The 16995-nt window shown below is 68.5% G+C and carries 17 protein-coding genes; 13 read left to right on the top strand and 4 right to left on the bottom strand.

Features of this window, described 5'->3' with window-relative positions; translation table 11 throughout:
- Positions 1–76 precede the first annotated feature (76 nt).
- The 7 genes from HV701_RS25570 to HV701_RS25540 all read left to right on the top strand — a co-directional run bounded on the left by HV701_RS25570 (position 77) and on the right by HV701_RS25540 (position 7573).
- Complete coding sequence (locus HV701_RS25570; protein ID WP_175135802.1) at positions 77–1855, top strand: ABC transporter permease; 1779 nt, start codon at positions 77–79, stop codon at positions 1853–1855.
- The gene (locus tag HV701_RS25565; protein WP_175135801.1) at positions 1848–2936 is read left to right on the top strand and encodes an ABC transporter ATP-binding protein; all 1089 of its coding nucleotides are present in this window, start codon (positions 1848–1850) and stop codon (positions 2934–2936) included. The genes HV701_RS25570 and HV701_RS25565 overlap by 8 nt, the downstream gene beginning before the upstream one ends.
- 38 nt (positions 2937–2974) lie before the next feature.
- Complete coding sequence (locus HV701_RS25560; RefSeq protein ID WP_175135800.1) at positions 2975–3874, top strand: TonB family protein; 900 nt, start codon at positions 2975–2977, stop codon at positions 3872–3874.
- Entirely contained in the window at positions 3871–4734 is an 864-nt protein-coding gene (gene aroE / locus HV701_RS25555) for a shikimate dehydrogenase (protein WP_175135799.1), read from the top strand. Before HV701_RS25560 ends, aroE begins: the two co-directional genes overlap by 4 nt.
- Before the next feature lie 4 nt (positions 4735–4738).
- On the top strand, positions 4739–5473 hold the full coding sequence (mtgA, locus tag HV701_RS25550) for a monofunctional biosynthetic peptidoglycan transglycosylase (protein WP_175135798.1): 735 nt from the start codon (positions 4739–4741) through the stop codon (positions 5471–5473).
- Positions 5474–5564: 91 nt separating this feature from the next.
- Entirely contained in the window at positions 5565–6743 is a 1179-nt protein-coding gene (gene lptG, locus HV701_RS25545; protein ID WP_175135797.1) for an LPS export ABC transporter permease LptG, read from the top strand.
- Positions 6740–7573 (top strand): symmetrical bis(5'-nucleosyl)-tetraphosphatase, encoded by an 834-nt coding sequence (locus tag HV701_RS25540; protein ID WP_175135796.1) that lies wholly within the window; start codon positions 6740–6742, stop codon positions 7571–7573. Before lptG ends, HV701_RS25540 begins: the two co-directional genes overlap by 4 nt.
- A 13-nt stretch (positions 7574–7586) precedes the next feature.
- On the opposite strand, the gene HV701_RS25535 is transcribed toward HV701_RS25540, so the two are convergent.
- Complete coding sequence (locus HV701_RS25535) at positions 7587–8483, bottom strand: LysR family transcriptional regulator (protein ID WP_175135795.1); 897 nt, start codon at positions 8481–8483, stop codon at positions 7587–7589.
- A gap of 166 nt (positions 8484–8649) precedes the next feature.
- On the opposite strand from HV701_RS25535, the gene HV701_RS25530 reads away from it, so the two are divergent.
- The 6 genes from HV701_RS25530 (at position 8650) to HV701_RS25505 (ending at position 13603) form a co-directional block, all read left to right on the top strand.
- Positions 8650–9324: an RraA family protein gene (locus HV701_RS25530; RefSeq protein WP_175135794.1), complete on the top strand. Its 675-nt coding sequence runs from the start codon at positions 8650–8652 to the stop codon at positions 9322–9324.
- A complete protein-coding gene (locus HV701_RS25525) occupies positions 9321–10538 on the top strand; it encodes an aminotransferase class I/II-fold pyridoxal phosphate-dependent enzyme (RefSeq protein WP_175135793.1) in 1218 nt (405 codons plus the stop codon). Before HV701_RS25530 ends, HV701_RS25525 begins: the two co-directional genes overlap by 4 nt.
- A 68-nt stretch (positions 10539–10606) precedes the next feature.
- Positions 10607–11434 (top strand): ABC transporter substrate-binding protein, encoded by an 828-nt coding sequence (locus HV701_RS25520; RefSeq protein ID WP_175135792.1) that lies wholly within the window; start codon positions 10607–10609, stop codon positions 11432–11434.
- Positions 11435–11462: 28 nt separating this feature from the next.
- Positions 11463–12164: an amino acid ABC transporter permease gene (locus HV701_RS25515; RefSeq protein ID WP_175135791.1), complete on the top strand. Its 702-nt coding sequence runs from the start codon at positions 11463–11465 to the stop codon at positions 12162–12164.
- Positions 12165–12881: an amino acid ABC transporter permease gene (locus HV701_RS25510; RefSeq protein WP_175135790.1), complete on the top strand. Its 717-nt coding sequence runs from the start codon at positions 12165–12167 to the stop codon at positions 12879–12881.
- Positions 12878–13603 (top strand): amino acid ABC transporter ATP-binding protein, encoded by a 726-nt coding sequence (locus HV701_RS25505; RefSeq protein ID WP_175135789.1) that lies wholly within the window; start codon positions 12878–12880, stop codon positions 13601–13603. Before HV701_RS25510 ends, HV701_RS25505 begins: the two co-directional genes overlap by 4 nt.
- A 695-nt stretch (positions 13604–14298) precedes the next feature.
- On the opposite strand, the gene HV701_RS25500 is transcribed toward HV701_RS25505, so the two are convergent.
- The 3 genes from HV701_RS25500 to HV701_RS25490 all read right to left on the bottom strand — a co-directional run.
- The gene (locus HV701_RS25500; RefSeq protein ID WP_175135788.1) at positions 14299–15039 is read right to left on the bottom strand and encodes a lysophospholipid acyltransferase family protein; all 741 of its coding nucleotides are present in this window, start codon (positions 15037–15039) and stop codon (positions 14299–14301) included.
- Positions 15036–16340, bottom strand: a complete 1305-nt coding sequence (locus HV701_RS25495) for a dihydroorotase (protein ID WP_175135787.1) — start codon at positions 16338–16340, stop codon at positions 15036–15038. The genes HV701_RS25500 and HV701_RS25495 overlap by 4 nt, the downstream gene beginning before the upstream one ends.
- Positions 16337–16995 (bottom strand): aspartate carbamoyltransferase (locus HV701_RS25490; RefSeq protein ID WP_175135786.1); only part of this gene is annotated, 659 nt, incomplete at its 5' end. The genes HV701_RS25490 and HV701_RS25495, both read right to left, overlap by 4 nt.

Here is a 16995-nt window from a genome sequence, read left to right as displayed (position 1 = left end):
CGCGGCGCCCCCGCCAGGCCGGGCGCGCGGGGCCGACGGACGCTGTCCGCGCCTATCGAGACAACAGGATTTCCCCATGCAGTCATTGCGCAGAAAATGGCAGTCCCTGCCGCGCGGCGTGGTGGTGCTGATCACAGCCTTGGCCATCTACGTGCCGCTGTCGTTCATCATCATCCAGAGCTTTCTCTCCGCGCCCTTCTTTTCGCCGTCCAAGGTCTTCAGCCTGGACGCGTTCCGCTTCATCTTCGCGGACCCCGATTTCTACAAGGCGCTGAAAAGCGGCTTCATCCTGGCGTTCGGGCTGGCCATCATCGCCATCCCGCTGGGGGGCATGCTGGCGTTCCTGATGATCCGGACCGATCTGCCGGGACGGCGCTGGATCGAGCCGCTGATCCTGGTGCCGATCTTCGTCTCGCCGATGGTGCTGGGCTTCGGTTACGTGGTGGCGGCGGGTCCGGTGGGCTTCTTCTCGGCCTGGGTGCAGAGCCTCCTCGGCTTCGTGCCCTGGAATGTGTATTCGCTGACCAGCATCGTCATCATCGCCGGCCTGACGCACGTGCCGCATGCCTACCTGTACATCTCGTCGGCGCTGCGCAGCATGGGCTCGGACGTCGAGGAGGCGGCGCGCGTCAGCGGCGCCTCGCCGCTGCGCGTGATGATGTCGGTGAGCCTGCCCATGGTGCGGCCGGCCATGCTGTATGCCACCGTGCTGCTGTTCTTCCTGGGCCTGGAGGTGTTCGGCCTGGTGCTGGTGCTGGGAGACCCCGAGGGCAACCTGGTGCTGGCGACGTATCTGTACAAGCTGACCAACAAGCTCGGGATTCCGTCGTACCACTTGATGGCCGCGGTGGCCGTGGTGCTGATCTGCATGACGATCCCGCTGGTCATGTTGCAGCGCCGCCTGATGCGCACCGCCAACCGCTTTGTCACCGTCAAGGGCAAGGCGTCGCGCGCGCGTCCGCTGCCGCTGGGCAAATGGCGCTGGGTCGCCGGCGCGGTGGTGGCGTTCTGGCTGCTGGTCGCCATCGTGGTGCCGCTGCTGGGCGTGCTGCTGCGCGCGTTCGTGTCCAACTGGGGCCTGGGCGTGTCGTTATTCGACGTGCTGTCGCTGGACGCGTTCCGCACCGTGTTCTCGCAGCCCAACCTGATGCGCGCGATCGTCAACTCGGTGGCCATTGGCGTGTTCGGCGGCGCGCTGGCGGTGACCTGCTATACCTTCGTCGGCCTGGCCATGCACCGCAAGCCGGACAACGTCACGCGCTTCATGGACTACAGCGTGCTGGTGCCGCGCGCCGTGCCTGGCCTGCTGGCGGGGCTGGCGTTCCTGTGGGTATTCCTGTTCGTGCCGATGTGGCTGGACAACGCGCTCGACGCCGACCTGGGCGGCTGGCTGTCGGGCCTGCCGTTCGCGGAATGGCTGCGCGAGAACTTCGTCGAATGGCTGCGCGCCATGCGCAGCACCATCTTCAGCGTGTGGCTGGCCTACACGGTGGTATGGATGGCCTACGGCCTGCGGCTGATCTCCTCGACGCTGCTGCAGGTCGGCCCCGAGCTGGAAGAGGCCGCCCGCAGCGCCGGCGCGCGCCGCGGCCAGGTCACGCGCCACGTCACGGTGCCGCTGGCCAAGTATGGCCTGATCGGCTCGTGGCTGCTGATGTTCCTGATTTTCGAGCGCGAATACTCCACCGGCGTCTACCTGCTGTCGCCCGGCACCGAGACCATCGGCTCCATGCTGGTGTCGCTGTGGGCCTCGGGCGCCATCGACATCGTGGCCGCGCTTTCCTTCATCAATATCGTTCTGGTCGTGATCGGCCTGGGTATCGCCCTGCGATTCGGAGTCAAACTTCATGATTGAGCTTTCTGTAGAAGACCTGCACCTGGATTACGGCGACAACCCGGTGCTCAAGGGCGTGTCGATGCAGTTGCGCCAGGGTGAAGTGGTATCGCTGCTGGGCCCTTCGGGCAGCGGCAAGACCACCCTGCTGCGCGCCGTGGCCGGCCTGGAAGGGCCCAAGCGCGGCCGCATCACCATCGGCGAGCGCACCGTGTACGACGGCGCCGCCCGCACCGAGATCCCGGCCGAGGAACGCAACCTGGGCCTGGTGTTCCAGTCGTATGCGCTATGGCCGCACAAGACCGTTTTCGACAACGTCGCCTACCCGCTCAAGCTGCGCAAGGTGCCGTCCGGCGAAGTGCGCGAACGCGTGCAGGCGGTGCTGGACCAGCTCGGCCTGGGCAAGCTCGGCCAGCGCCATCCGCATGCGCTGTCCGGCGGACAGCAACAGCGCGTGGCCATCGGCCGCGCCCTGGTGTATAGCCCGCCGGTGATCCTGCTGGACGAGCCGCTGTCCAACCTGGACGCCAAGCTGCGCGAGGAAGCCCGCGCCTTCCTGCGCGAACTGATCATCCGCCTGGGCCTGTCGGCATTGATGGTGACGCATGACCAGAGCGAAGCCATGGCGATTTCGGACCGAATCCTGCTGCTGAACAACGGCAAGATCGAGCAGCAGGGCACGCCGCAGGAGATGTACGGCGCGCCATCGACGCTGTTCACCGCCGAATTCATGGGCAGCAACAACCGGCTGGACGGCAAGGTCACCGAGGTGCGCGATGGCCGCGCCCGCATCGAGGGCCGCGGCTGGGCGCTGTGGGGCAAGGCGGGCGAGGGCCTGACCGCCGGCCAGGACGCCACCGCCGTGATCCGGGTCGAACAGGTGCGCCTGGCGGACGATCCGGACGGCAACCATATCGACATGCCGCTCCTGACCAGCATGTACCTGGGCGACCGCTGGGAATACCTGTTCCGCACCCCCGACGCGGACCCGGCCGACACCCTGGCGCTGCGCGCCTACGGCCCCGAGGGACGCGAACCCGCGCTCTGCCGCCTGGCCTTGCCCGCCAGCAAGGTCTGGGTGTTCGCGCGCCCGTCCAGGTAAGGTGACGGCGGCGGGCGGAGTGGCTCTACAATGCGTGCGTGCAACGCCTCGCTGACTCCCCCTCCCCGCTGAGCCGGCCGCTGCGGTGGCTGGCCGCGCCCGCCCAGCACTACCTGCGTATCGGCATCGCGATTTCGCTGTTGGTGCACGCCGGCGCGCTGGCGTGGCGCTTCGGCGCGCCGGCCCTGTCGCGCCCGCCCGCCGCCAGCCTGGAAATCGTGCTGCTGAACGCGCGCAGCGAGACCCCGCCCGACACGCCGCGCGCCCAGGCGCAGAACCAGATGAGCGGCGGCGGCAATGCCGAACGCGGCCTGTCCACCACGCCGCTGCCCCAGACCGGCGCCTCGGCCGAAACCATCGTGCTGGAGGCCATGCGGCGGCGCCAGGTCCAACTTGAAGCGGAACAGGCCCGCCTGATGACCCAGCTGCGGGCGGCCGACAAGACCGGCGCCGAGCGCCAGGCCGTCAACCCCTGGCCCGAGGGCAACGAGCCCGGCCAGGATGCCGAAGACCAGGCCAGCGTCATCCAGAATGCCCAGATCGCGGCGCTGGCGGCCAAGGTCCAGCAGTACAGCGCCGAGCCGCGCAAGCAGTTCGTGGCGCCCTCGGCCGCGGCCTCGCGCTATGCCGCCTACCTGGATGCCTGGCGCACCCGCATCGAAACCGTCGGCACCCAGCACTATCCGGACGAGGCGCGCGGCCGCATCTATGGCTCGCTGCGCATCACCGTATCGGTGCGCGCCGACGGCAGCATCGCCAATGTCGAAATCGACCAGCCCTCGCCCCACGCGGTGCTGAACCAGGCCGCGCGCCGCATCGTGCAACTGGCCGCGCCGTTCCCGCCCTTCCCGCCCGACATCGCGCGCGATACCGACGTGCTGGTCATCACCCGCACCTGGCATTTCGTCAACGACACCCTGGAAACCGAAGCCCCATGACCGAGGCGCCCCCGCTTGCCCGCTATGCCGTGATCGGCAATCCCATCGCACACAGCCGCTCGCCGCAGATCCATGCGCTGTTTTCCCGTCAGACCGGCAAGCCGCTGCGCTACGAGCGCCTGCTGGCGCCGGTGGACGGCTTCGCGGCGGCCGTGGCCGCCTTCGCCGCCGAGGGAGGCCTGGGCCTGAACGTGACCGTACCGTTCAAGCAGGACGCCTATGCGCTGGCCGCGGCGCATCTGTCCAGCCGCGCCCGGCTGGCCGGCGCGGTCAACACCCTGTCGTGGCGCGACGGCGCCTGGCACGGCTGCAATACCGACGGCATCGGCCTGGTGTCCGACCTGCTGCGCCTGGGCGTGCGTCTGAACGGCGCCGCGGTGCTGCTGGCGGGCGCCGGCGGCGCCGCCCGGGGCGTGCTGCAGCCGCTGGCCCAGGCCGGCTGCGCCCGCATCCATATCGTCAACCGCACCGCCGCCCGCGCCCTCGAACTGGCCGAAGGCTGGCGCGAGAGCGGCGCGGAGCCGCAGACCCAGGTGACGGCCGGCGGCCTGGCCGACGCCGTCCGGTCCGGCGGCTGGGACCTGGTGATCAACGCCACCGCCAGCGGCCTGCAGGACGCCGCCCCGGATCTGCCGGCCGGCCTGTACGCCGAGGGCGCGGCCGCCTACGACATGATGTACGGCGCCCAGCCGACGGCGTTCATGCGCCAGGCCCAGGCAGACGGCGCCAGCCTCACCGCCGACGGCCTCGGCATGCTGGTGGGCCAGGCGGCCGAGAGCTTCTTCATCTGGCACGGCGTGCGGCCCGACCCCGCCCCGGTGCTGACCGCGCTGCGCGAGGCGCTCATGGCCGGGAACTGAGGCCATGGCCGCGCGCGGCAAGAGCGGCAAGGGCCGCTCCTGGTTCCGGATCATCACGGGCACGCTGATGGCGTTGGCGTGCGCGGTCTTGCTGTACCAGTTCTGGCTGTTCGGGCTGGTGGTCTGGTACAACTATCAGAACCCTGGCAGCAGCGCGATCATGCGCGAGGAACTGGCGCGCCTGCGGGACGGCAACCCCGATTTCCAGTTGAAGTACGAGTGGGTGCCCTACGACAGGATCAACCGCAGCCTGAAACTGGCGGTGGTGGCGTCCGAGGATTCCAATTTCACCGAACATGACGGCGTCGAATGGGACGCCATCCGCAAGGCCTGGGAATACAACCAGAAACAGGAGGCAGCCGGACGCAGCAAGATGCGCGGCGGCTCGACCATCACGCAGCAATTGGCCAAGAATCTGTTCCTGTCCAGCTCCCGCAGCTACCTGCGCAAGGGGCAGGAACTGGTGCTGACCTACATGATCGAACACGTCATGACCAAGGAACGCATCCTCGAGCTGTACCTGAACGTTGCGGAATGGGGTACCGGCGTGTTCGGCGCCCAGGCGGCGGCCAAGCATTATTTCAACGTGCCGGCGGCCAATCTGGGCGTCAGCCAGTCGGCGCGGCTGGCAGCCATGCTGCCCAATCCCCGCTTCTATGACAGCCACCGCAACTCCAATTACCTGAATTCCCGTGTCTACACCCTGACCCGGCGGATGCGGCTGGTCGACATTCCCTGAGACACCGGCCGGCCGCCCTGGCAAGCGCCCGCCCACCCTGGCCGGCCGGATTTGTTAAGCTTTCACGTTTAGCGCTTCTTCGCCCTTTTTCATGCGTACCGCACGTCGCTACCTGGCCCGCGAGATCTATCGCTCTTGCGCAGTGGTCCTTCTGGCCCTGCTGGGCCTTTTCACGTTCTTCGCGCTGGTGGACGACCTGGACAACGTGGGCGACAAGTTCTCCATGATGGCCCTGCTGTACATGCAGGCGCTGGCCATCCCGACCCGTCTCTACGACCTGCTGCCCATCGGCCTGCTGATCGGCGCCATCCTGGCGCTGGCCGGCCTGGCGCAACGCAACGAACTGGTGATCCTGCGGGTCTCGGGGGTCAGCGGCATGCGCCTGCTGCGCATGCTCTGGATCGTGACCGTGCCGCTGATGATCGGCGCCGCCTTGCTGTCGGAATACGTCACTCCCTGGGCCGAGATGAAGTCCGGCGAGGCCAACCTGATGTTCCGCGGCAAGGCCGGCGGCGACCGCCTGAACAGCGGATACTGGTTCAAGGAGCCCACCGCCGACGGCGGCACCCGCATCATCAACATCGCGGAATTGCAGGGCGACGGGCAGGTCACCGGCGTCACGCTGTACGAATTCAAGAAAGACCTGACCCTGTCGGTGCTGTCGACCGCGCCCAACGGCCAGTTCGCCCACGGCGACCTGGTGCTCAAGAACGTGTCCGAGACCCGGCTGGACGACAAGGCCGCCGAGGCGCTGGCCGACGCCCGCCCGCCGAAGAACCCGCCAGCGGTGGTGGTCAAGGTGCCCGAGCGCACGGTCGACACCACCCTGAGCGCCGAACGCCTGCTGGCCCGGGTCCTGACGCCCGAACGCATGTCGATCGTGACACTGCTGGACTATGTGGATTATTTGCGCAACAACCAGCTGCAATACGGTCGACAGGTCGTCGCCTTGTGGCGCAAACTGGCATATCCGTTCACGCTGCTGGTGATGATCACCATCGCCGCCCCCATCGGCCTGATGCAGACGCGCCGCGGCGGCGTGGGCGCCAAGGTGTTCATCGGCATCCTGCTGGGCGTGGGCTTCTTCATGCTCAACCAGCTGGCGCTGAACGTCGGCATGCTGGGCAAGTGGCCGCCCTGGCTTACCGCCCTGGGGCCGAACATCGGCGCCATGGCGCTGGCGCTGGGCGCCATGAGCTACATGGAATACCGCCACACCATCACCCGTATCGTCCAACAACGTTGGCCCTGGAGCAAGAGTCCCGCATGAACGGCAGTATCTGGATGATCGGCGACGTGCAAGGTTGCTGCTCGCCGCTGGATCGCTTGCTGTCCCATCCCGATCTGGTCGGCGACCCGCAATCGCGCTTCTGGTTCGCCGGGGACCTGGTCAATCGCGGCCCGCAGTCGCTCGCGACCCTGCGCCGCATCATCGACCTGGGCGAGCGCGCCACCGTGGTGCTGGGCAACCATGACCTGCACCTGCTGGCGGCCGCCGCGGGGGTGCGCAAGCCGTCCAAGTCCGACACGCTCGACGAGATCCTGCGCGCGCCGGATGCGGCCGACCTGATCGACTGGCTGCGCTCGCGCCCGCTGGCGCATTTCGAGCAAAACCACCTGATGGTGCACGCGGGCACGCTGGCCAAGTGGGACGTGGCCAAGACGCTGTCGCTGGCCGCCGAAGTGCAGGATGCGCTGCGCGGCCCGAACTGGCAGAAAGCGCTGCAGAAGATGTACGGCAACGAGCCGGCCACGTGGAAGGAAGACCACAAGGGCGGCAAGCGCATGCGGGTGATCATCAATGCGCTGACGCGCATCCGCCTGTGCACGCCGAATGGCCACATGGAGTTCGCCACCAAGGTGGCGCCCGGCGCCTGGCCGGCGGGCCTGGTGCCCTGGTTCGACGTGCCGAATCGGGCGACCCGCAATGTGACGACGGTGTTCGGCCATTGGTCGACGCTGGGCCTGATGATGCGGCCGGATGTGATCTGCCTGGACACGGGGTGCGTGTGGGGCGGCGCCTTGACCGCGCTACGGTTGCAGGACCACAAGCTGGTGCAGGTCAAGTGTTCGCAGTTCCAGGACCCATTGTCCCAGTAACGCCGGGCGCGCCCTACTGCCGTCCCTTCGAAGAAAAATCACAGCAACTGCGCGCCAGCTCGGCCACGCTCTCGCTGAACGCGTCGTCGGCCCCGCGCCGGTACATGGCGCAATACACCGACTGCGGCGCCGCGGTGCTCGTGCGCGCGATCACCAACTGCCTGGCGCTGACCATGTCGGCGAAATAATCCCGCGGCAGGCAGCTCACCCCAAATCCCGCCGCGGTCAGGCCGGCCATCGCGATCAGGCTGTTGATGGTGAACATGTTGCTGGCCGGCGTGTGTGGCTTGAGCCAGCCGTCGTAGATCATGTTCAGCCCCGATTCCCGGCTCTGGCGCAGCAGCGGCAGCGCGGCGATGGCGGCGGGCGTGTAGATGCGGCTCGGGTCGATCATGTCGGGACTGCCCATCCAGGCGAATTCGAGGCGCTGCAAGGTCACGACCTGCAGACCGGGTTCGGCGAACTCCCCGTGCAGGAACGCCATGTCCAGTTGCCCCGCCTGCAAGCGCTTCTGCAGGTCCGCGCCCAGGTCGATATGCGGCTCCAGCGTGATGCGCGGATAGTGCGCGCGCAGCAGGCGGATCAGGGCCGGCAGCCAGGTCATCGCGGTGATTTCGGTGATGCCGAAACGGAACGTACCGGTCAGGGTGTGCTGGCCCTTCAGGCGCACCAGCAGGCGGTCGCGCTGGCCCAACATTTCCTCGGCCAGCGCATAGACCTCGTGGCCGCGCGCGGTCAGCGCGGCGCGGTGGCCGGAGCGGTCGAACAGGGCCACGTCGAAATCCGCCTCCAGTTCCTGGATGCGCTTGGTGATGGCCGATTGGGTCGTGTGCAGCTTCTGCGCCGAGGCCGAGAACGTGCCCAGGCGCACCGTCCAGTAGAGCGCCTCGATCTGCTTGAAGGTCAGCATGCGGGGCTTCGCGACAGGGTCTGATTCATTCCAAAATTTCCGATAAGGGCTAACCCTTATATTCCCTTAGTAGATGAAGATCATGGAAATTTAATCCCTTTTTCGAAATGCCGAAAGCGCCGAACATTCGGTCTGACTCATTCGTTTCAGGACTACGCAGACCGCCATGGCCACCCCCATCACCGGCACGCGCATATTGCCGGCCGCCCCCGTTGCCCCCGAATCCATCCTGCAGGCGCTGGCCGGCATCGTCACGCCGCACCTGAGCGACAATCTGGCGCGCCGTGAAGGCATTGCCGGACTGCATCGCTACAACCGCGCCGGCAAGCTGGTCGGCACCGCGCTCACCGTCAAGACCCGCCCCGGCGACAACCTGATGATCTACAAGGCCATGATGCAGGTACAGCCCGGCCACGTGCTGGTGGTGGATGCCGGCGGCGACCTGTCCAATGCCGTGCTGGGCGAGATCATGAAACGCTACCTGCAGGCGCACGGCTGCGCCGGCGTGGTGGTGGATGGCGCCATCCGCGACGTCGGCGCGTTCGAGGCCGACGCGTTTCCCTGCTATGCGCGCGGCCATATCCACCGCGGCCCCTACAAGGACGGCCCCGGCGAGGTCAACGTGCCCGTCTCCATCGGCGGCCAGGTGATCCATCCGGGCGACATCGTGGTGGGCGACGAAGACGGCCTGGTGAGCTTCGCGGCCGACGAGGCGCCGGCGCTGATCGCGGCGGCGCGCGCGCATGCCGACAAGGAAGCGCGCATCATGGCCGAGATCGATGGCGGCGCCCGCACGCAGAGCTGGATGCAGGCGGCCTTCGCCGCCAAGGGGCTGGCATGAACGGCGCCGCCACCGAATTCCTGGCGGCGCGCGCCCGCGCCATCAAACCGTCGCCGAGCATGGCGGCCAAGACCCGCGTCGACCAGTTGCGCGCGCAGGGACGCGACATCATCGACTTCACCGTCGGCGAGCCCGACCTGCCGACGCCGGCGCACATTGTGCAGGCCGGCATCGACGCGCTCAACAGCGGCGACATCCGCTATACCGCCTCGACCGGCGCGCGGCCGCTGCTGGAAGCCGTGCGCGCCAAGTTCCAGCGCGAGAACGGGCTGGACTACGCGCTCGACGAACTGATCGTCGGCGTGGGCGCCAAGCAGTTGCTCCATACCGCGCTGGCCGCCACCGTGCAGGCCGGCGACGAGGTCATCATCCCGGCGCCTTACTGGGTGTCGTATCCCGACATGGTGCTGGTCAACGACGGTACGCCGGTGGTGCTGGCCTGCCCCGAGGCCGACGGCTTCAAGCTCACGCCCGCCGCGCTGGAGCAGGCCATCACGCCGCGCACCAAGTGGCTGCTGCTGAACACGCCGGGCAACCCGACCGGCGCCATGTACAGCGCACCGGAGCTGCGCGCGCTGGCGGCGGTGCTGGCGCGCCATCCCCAGGTGTGGCTGATGACCGACGAGATCTATGAGCACCTGGCCTATGGCGACCAGCGCCATGCTTCACCGGCCGCGGTCGCCCCCGAACTGGCCGATCGCACGCTGACCATCAACGGCGTCTCCAAGGCCTACGCCATGACCGGTTGGCGCCTGGGCTACGCCGGCGGCCCCAAGGCGCTGATCAAGGCCATGGCCACGCTGATCTCGCAGAGCACCAGTTGCGTCAGCGCCATCAGCCAGGCCGCCGCGCGCGTTGCCCTGAGCGCTGACCAGGCCTGCGTCGGCGAGGCGGCCGCGGTGTTTCACGCGCGCCGCGACCGCATCGTGGCGCTGCTGGACGCCGTGCCGGGAATCCGCTGCCCGCGCCCGCAGGGCGCGTTCTACGTCTATCCCTGCGTCGAGGGCCTGCTGGGCCGGCGCACGCCGGGCGGCCTGACGTTGCGCACCGACCTGGACGTCGTCATGTTCCTGTTGGACGAGGCGGGCGTCGCGGTGCTGGACGGCACGGCCTACGGCCTGTCGCCCTATCTGCGCCTGAGTTTCGCCACCTCGATGGATCACATCGAGGAAGGCTGCCGCCGCATCGCTGCGGCCTGCGGCCGGCTGGCTTGAATCCGGCGGCCCCGCGCCGGGGCCGCCGCCGTTGGCAGTACCCATACCTATATTTCAAGGGAATCAACATGAAGCAATGGATCATCACCTGCGCGGCCGCCGTCGGCCTGGCCGCCACCCTGGCCCCCATGGCCCACGCCGATACGCTGCAGGACATCAAGGCGCGCGGCAAGTTCATCTGCGGCACCATGGGCACGGCCGAGCCGTTCAGCTTCCAGGACCCCAAGACCCGCGCCATCGTCGGCTACGAGGTAGACATGTGCCAGGCGGTGGCCGACAGCCTGGGGGTGCCGCTGGAACTGAAGCTGATCGCGGTCGAGGCCCGCATCCCTGAACTGATCGCCGGCCGCGTCGACGTGGTCGCGGCGAACCTGGGCTGGAGCCCCGAGCGGGCCAAGCAGATCGATTATTCGCACCAGCATTTCGTGAGCCTGCAGAAAGTGCTGGCGCGCGCCTCGGACAAGGACCTGAAGTCGCCCGCCGACCTGGCCGGCAAGCGTGTCAGCGCCGTGCGCGGCTCGTCCTCGGAACAAGGGGCGCGCAAGTTCATCCCGAATGTCGACCCGGTGACGTTCAAGGACCCCAGCGGCGCCTTCCTGGCCCTGCAGCAAGGCAAGGTCAGCGGCTTCGTCGCCTCCGAACTGATGCTGGTCAAGCTCAAGCAGCAGGCCGCATCCAGCGCGGTGCCGGTCAAGATCCTCGAACCCGCGCTGTTCGTGGAGCCGTGGGGCATGGGCGTGCGCCGCGGCGACACGGCCATGCTGAACCAGGTCAACAAGGTGCTCGACGGCATGGAGGCATCGGGCAAGGCCACGCAGATCTTCGACAAGTGGTTCGGCCCCGGCACCCCGTTCAGCATGAAACGCGACTTCCGCATCGAAGCGATCAAGGGTTGACGCGCCGCGCGCGCCGGAGCCTTTGCCGATGCATTACGTTTTCGACTTCTCCGCCATCTTCCAGGGGGAGTACCCGGCCTGGCTGCTCAGGGGGCTGGTCACCACCCTGGCGCTGGCCGGGCTGGCCTGGATCCTGGCCTTCCTGGTGGGCAGCCTGCTGGCGGTCATCCGCCTGACGGGCTCGCCCGTGGCCAACGCGCTGATCGCGCTGTACGTGGCCTTCCACCGCAACGTGCCCATGCTGGTGCATATCCTGTTCTGGTACTTCGGCGTGCCGGCGTTGCTGCCGCAGGCGGCGGCCGACTGGCTCAACGCCCATGGCAGCGAGTTCATCCTGTCGTGCATCGCCATCGGCCTGGTGATGTCGGCCTATGTCTGCGAAGACCTGCGCAGCGCGGTGCGCGGCATTCCTCCGGGGCAGGTCGAGGCGGCGCGGGCGCTGGGACTGGGCTTTCTGCGCACCATGCGCTGTGTGGTGCTGCCGCAGGCCTTCCGCATCGCCATTCCGCCGCTGTTGAACCAGACGCTGCTGCTGGTCAAGAACACCAGCCTGGCGATGGCCATCGGCGTGGCCGAACTGACCGCCGCCGGCCGCGAAATCGAGAACTACACGTTCCGCACCTTCGAGGCCTACGCGGTGGTGACGGCGATCTATCTGCTGCTGTCGTTTCTGATCATGGGCGGCGGCGCGCTGCTGCAGCGGCGCTACCGCCCGCTGGGAGGCCATTGAATGTGGGATATCCTCAAAGACAACTGGCTGCTGCTGCTCATCGGCCAGTATCCGCACGGCCCCATCGGCGGCCTGGCCGCCACGCTGGGCCTGGCCGCGGTCAGCCTGGCGCTGGCGCTGCCTTGCGGCGTACTGCTGGCATTGGGCCGCATCAGCCCGTACCGCGCGCTGCGCTGGCCGGCCTCGGCCATGGTGTACCTGGTGCGCGGCCTGCCGCTGCTGATGTTCATCTTCTGGGCCTATTTCTTCGTGCCGCTGCTCATCGGCCGGCCAGTGGCCGGCACCACGACGATGGTGGTGGCGCTGGTGTGCTACGAAAGCGCCTATCTGGCCGAGATCATCCGCGCCGGCATCCAGGCGCTGCCGCGCGGCCAGCAGGAGGCCAGCCGCGCGCTCGGGCTGTCGTACCTGCAGACCATGCGGCGCGTGATCCTGCCGCAGGCGCTCTACAACATGCTGCCCAGCATGCTGAGCCAGTTCGTCTCGACCGTGAAGGAGACCTCGCTGGCCTATGTGATCAGCGTGCAGGAACTGACCTATGCCGCCAACCAGATCAACAGCGTGCTGCTGACCAAGCCATTCGAAGTGTTCGCGCTGCTGGCGCTGACTTATTTCATCCTGAATTTCGGCCTGAGCGCTCTGGTGCACCTGACCGAGAAACGCATCGGCAGACGCCGCGCCGGCCGCGCGCCTGCCCCCAAGGTGGTCCCGATATGATCCGATTTTCCGAAGTGCAGAAGTGGTATGGCGATTACCAGGCGCTGGCCGACGTGACGGCGCAGGTCCGGCGCGGCGAAGTGGTGGTGGTGTGCGGCCCGTCCGGTTCGGGCAAGTCGACGCTGATCCGCACGGTCAACCGGCTCGAGCCGATCCAGCAGGGCGTGATCGAGGTCGACGGCCAGGACATCTATGGCGGCAAGGTGCACCTGGACACGCTGCGCAGCCATATCGGCTTCGTGTTCCAGCAGTTCAACCTGTTCCCGCACCTGTCGGTGCTGGACAACCTGATGCTGGCGCCGCTGCAACTGAAACGCGCCCGCCGCCCCGAAGCGCGCGAACGGGCCATGCAGTTGCTGGAGCGCGTGGGCCTGGCGCACAAGGCTGACGCCTATCCGGCGCAGTTGTCCGGCGGCCAGCAGCAGCGCGTGGCGATCGCGCGGGCGCTGGCGATGAATCCGCCCGTGATGCTGTTCGACGAGCCGACCAGCGCGCTGGACCCCGAGATGGTGGGCGAGGTGCTGCAGGTGATGAAAGACCTGGCCCGGGACGGCATGACCATGGTGTGCGTGACGCACGAAATGGGCTTTGCCCGGGAGGTGGCCGATACCGTGTGGTTCATGGATGCGGGCCGTATCGTCGAGGTGGGCGGACCCGAGGCGTTCTTTGTCAGTCCGCAGACGGACCGGGCGCGCAAGTTCCTGGCCGAGATTCGGCGGTGAATGGGTGGTTGCGCTTGGGGTTGTGTCGCGGGAGTTGGGTTCTTTAGGCGCGCGTGTCGGGGTCGGTGGGGGCTGGCGGGGCTACGATTGCGGTCCGGAGCGTTCGCTCCGGACTGCCCCTTCGTCATCCTCGTACGCCTTCGGCTCCCTACGGATTCCCTCGGGCGCATCTACACGCCCCGCCAGCCCCCACCGCCCCCGCCACGCGCTCGCGATGAGACGTAGCCTCGGGCGTCGGGACGGCCTGCGTGCTTGGCATGCTGGCGCACATCGGGGCTGGAGAGGACGGTCTTGCGGGGCCCGCCGCAAGCCGGCCGCGCGGGCGGCCTTTTGCGGCTTACGCGGCGTCTTGCGTCGAGATGATGATGCTCTCGCGTGTGGGAAGGGTGTCCGTGTGGAACGGTGCCAGCACGGTAGGGAGCGCGCCAGCAGCCCGGCGGCGTGGGCACGTCGCAATCGTGTGCCAATGAAATACCGCGCGCAGCGCGGCCGCGATGGGCAGCCCCGCAGGTTCCATTCCCCGCACACGGCTCTGGCAGCGCGACAAGCCTAGATGCTCGCAGCCCCTCGGGCTGCCCGCCATTGGGTCCGCCCGACCGAGGGGCGACCTACGAAGATCAAACGACGACGCCAAGAAAAACACTCAAACCACCACAAGCGAGAAGCAACCGTCCAAGCCTGCAGCAACACAAACCTCAAAGCACCGCCTGAATCGCATCGCGTGCCTGATGCGACAACTCCAGCCGCGTCGGCAAGGTCCCGTCGGCATGCCTGGCCGCCAGCACCGGCAGAAACACCACTTCCACCGACAGCCCGGTGGCGCCCAGCACCCGCCAGAGGTTGGCCACCAGCGTTTCCTCTCCGATGAACGCCGCGAAACCGCTGCGTTCACCGTGTTGCAGGAAGCGCAGCGCCACCGGTTGGATCTCGACCGCCGCCGCGCGGGCCGGCTCGAACAGGCTGGCGTGGAACGGACGCAGCGTGAAACCTTCGCTCGTCGTGCCTTCCGGGAACAGGCCGACCGCATCGCCCTGCTTGAAGCGCGCCAGCATCGACTCGCCCATCGCATGCACCGCGTGGCGTTGGCCGCGTTCGATGAAAAGCGTGCCGGCGCCCGCCACCAGCCAGCCGATCACCGGCCAGCTGCGGATCTCGCTCTTGGCCACGAACGAGGTCGCGCGGGCCGAATTCAGCACGAAGATATCGATCCAGGACACGTGGTTCGCCACCAGCAGCACGGGCCCGGTCATGCGCGGCTCGCCTTTGAAGACGATCCGCAGGCCGCAGGCCGCCATCAGGCAGCGCGACCAGGTACGGTTGAGCCAGGCGCGCGACTTCGGGCGCAGCAGCGGATACACCAGGCCCACGCACAGCAGGCCGAAGAGGATCAACGGCACCACCAGCAAAAGGCGAAGAACAAAGCGCAGCAGCTTCAAACAGGGGTCTCCCAGGCCGGGCGGCCACCCACCAAGGTGACGCGGACTCGACCGGGCAGCATCATACCCGCGAACGGTGTATGACGGCTGTGGCTGTGCAAGGCGCCGGGCGCCACCAGCCATTCGTCCTCCAGGTCCACCAGGCACAGATCGGCGGGAGCGCCCACGCCCAGTTCGCCCAGCCCGGACAATGCCGGCGACAGATCACGCAGCAGCGCTGCCGGCCCGGAGGTCACCCGGGCCAGCGCCTGCGGCAGCGGCAGGCGGCCGTCGCGGGCCCATTTCAGCGTCAGCGACAGCAACAATTCCAGGCCGGTGGCGCCGGGTTGCGATTGCGGGAACGGCACCGCCTTGCCCGCGTCGTCCACCACGGCGTGGTCCGAACACAGCGCCTGCACCAGGCCCTCGCGCAGCGCCGCCTGGATTGCGTCGCGGTCGCGCTGGCCGCGCAGCGGCGGGCGCAGGTGGAAATCGGTATTGAAATAGCCGATGTCCACGTCTGTCAGGTGCAGGCTGTTGGCCGAGACGTCCGCGCTGACCGGCAGTCCTTCGCGGCGCGCGGCGCGCAGCAGTTCCAGGCCGCCCGCGGTGGACAGGCGCGACAGATGCACGCGCGCGCCGCTGGCGCGTTGCAGTTCGAAAATCGTTTGCAAGGCCAGCACTTCGGCCTGCGGCGGCAGGCCCTCCAGGCCCAGGCGGTCGACGTAGGCGCCGGCGGCAACCACCGCGCCCTGCCCCAGCCACGGGTCCTGCGGCCGCAACCACAACGCCAGCCCCAGCCCGGCGGCATAGCGCATGGCGCCCCACAGCACCCGGGTGTCGGCGATGCCGGATTCGCCCTGCGAGAACGCCAGGCAACCGGCCTGCGCCAGCAGGCGCATTTCGGCCAGGGTTTCACCGCGCAGGCCGACGGTCAGGGCGCCGATCGGCAGCACCCGGCCGTGGCCGGGCGGCGCCTCGCGCAGCAGCGCCTCGACCTTGGCCGGTTCGTCCTGGGGCGTATCGGCGTCCGGCGGCATGGCCAGCGTGGTCACGCCGCCGGCCAGGGCCGCGCGCAGCTCGGAAAGAGACAGACGCCAATCGTTCGGCGCGCCGGCATCCTGGCGCTGCACGCGAGCCGACAGGTCCACCAGGCCCGGCAGCACCGCCAGGCCAGTAGCGTCGATCCGCCGGTCGGGCTGGAAACCGTCCGGCGCCTGGCCGACCGCCACCACGCGGCCGTCGGCGATGAACAGGTCCTGGATACCGTCGCGGCCGTTGGCCGGGTCGATCAGTCGGCCATTGGCGATGTGTAGCCTCATGCGGCGGCTCCCGCCAGCACGCTCAGGGCGGCCAGGCGTAAATCGTGTTCGGCGCGGACCAGATCCGCCTCGGTGTCCACCAGGCCGGCGGCAATATCGCCATCGACCTCGATGCCCGGCGTCAGCGCGGCGGCGGGCAGCAGCAGGGCATCGGGCCTGGCCGCGGCCAGGCGGGCAGGCGTCAGGCCGTAACCGGCGGCGTACTCGCGCGCCGACGGCAACAGCGCGCCGCTCATGCGTTCGGACCGCAAGGGCAGCACGACCACGACGTCGGCGTCGGCCAGGCATTCGTGCAGCGCGCCACAGGCGCGCACGCCCAGCTGCGGCAGGCCATCGGGCAGCAGGGTGCGCGGCGCGGCGGCGCGCACTTCGGGCACGCCCAGCGTGGTCATGGCATGGATCAGGCTGCGGGCCACGGCACTATGGCGGATGTCGCCCACCAGCGCGACGGCCAGGTTGGTCAGATCGCCCTTGGCCCGCAACATCGCCTGCAGCCGGGCCAGCGCCGGCAGCGGGTCGGCGTGCGCGCCGTCGCCGGCATTGAGGATACGCAGGCCCGGCGCCCGGGCGCCGGCGGCGCAGATGGCGGCGCCGCTGGCCGGGTGGCGCAGCGCCAGGATGCCGGCGGGCAGGCCGGCGGCCACAGTGGCGGCAG

It is taken from the genome of Achromobacter pulmonis, from assembly GCF_902859765.1.
GTDB classification, from domain to species: Bacteria; Pseudomonadota; Gammaproteobacteria; order Burkholderiales; family Burkholderiaceae_B; genus Achromobacter; species Achromobacter pulmonis.
This window is presented reverse-complemented; position numbering and strand designations above follow the sequence as displayed.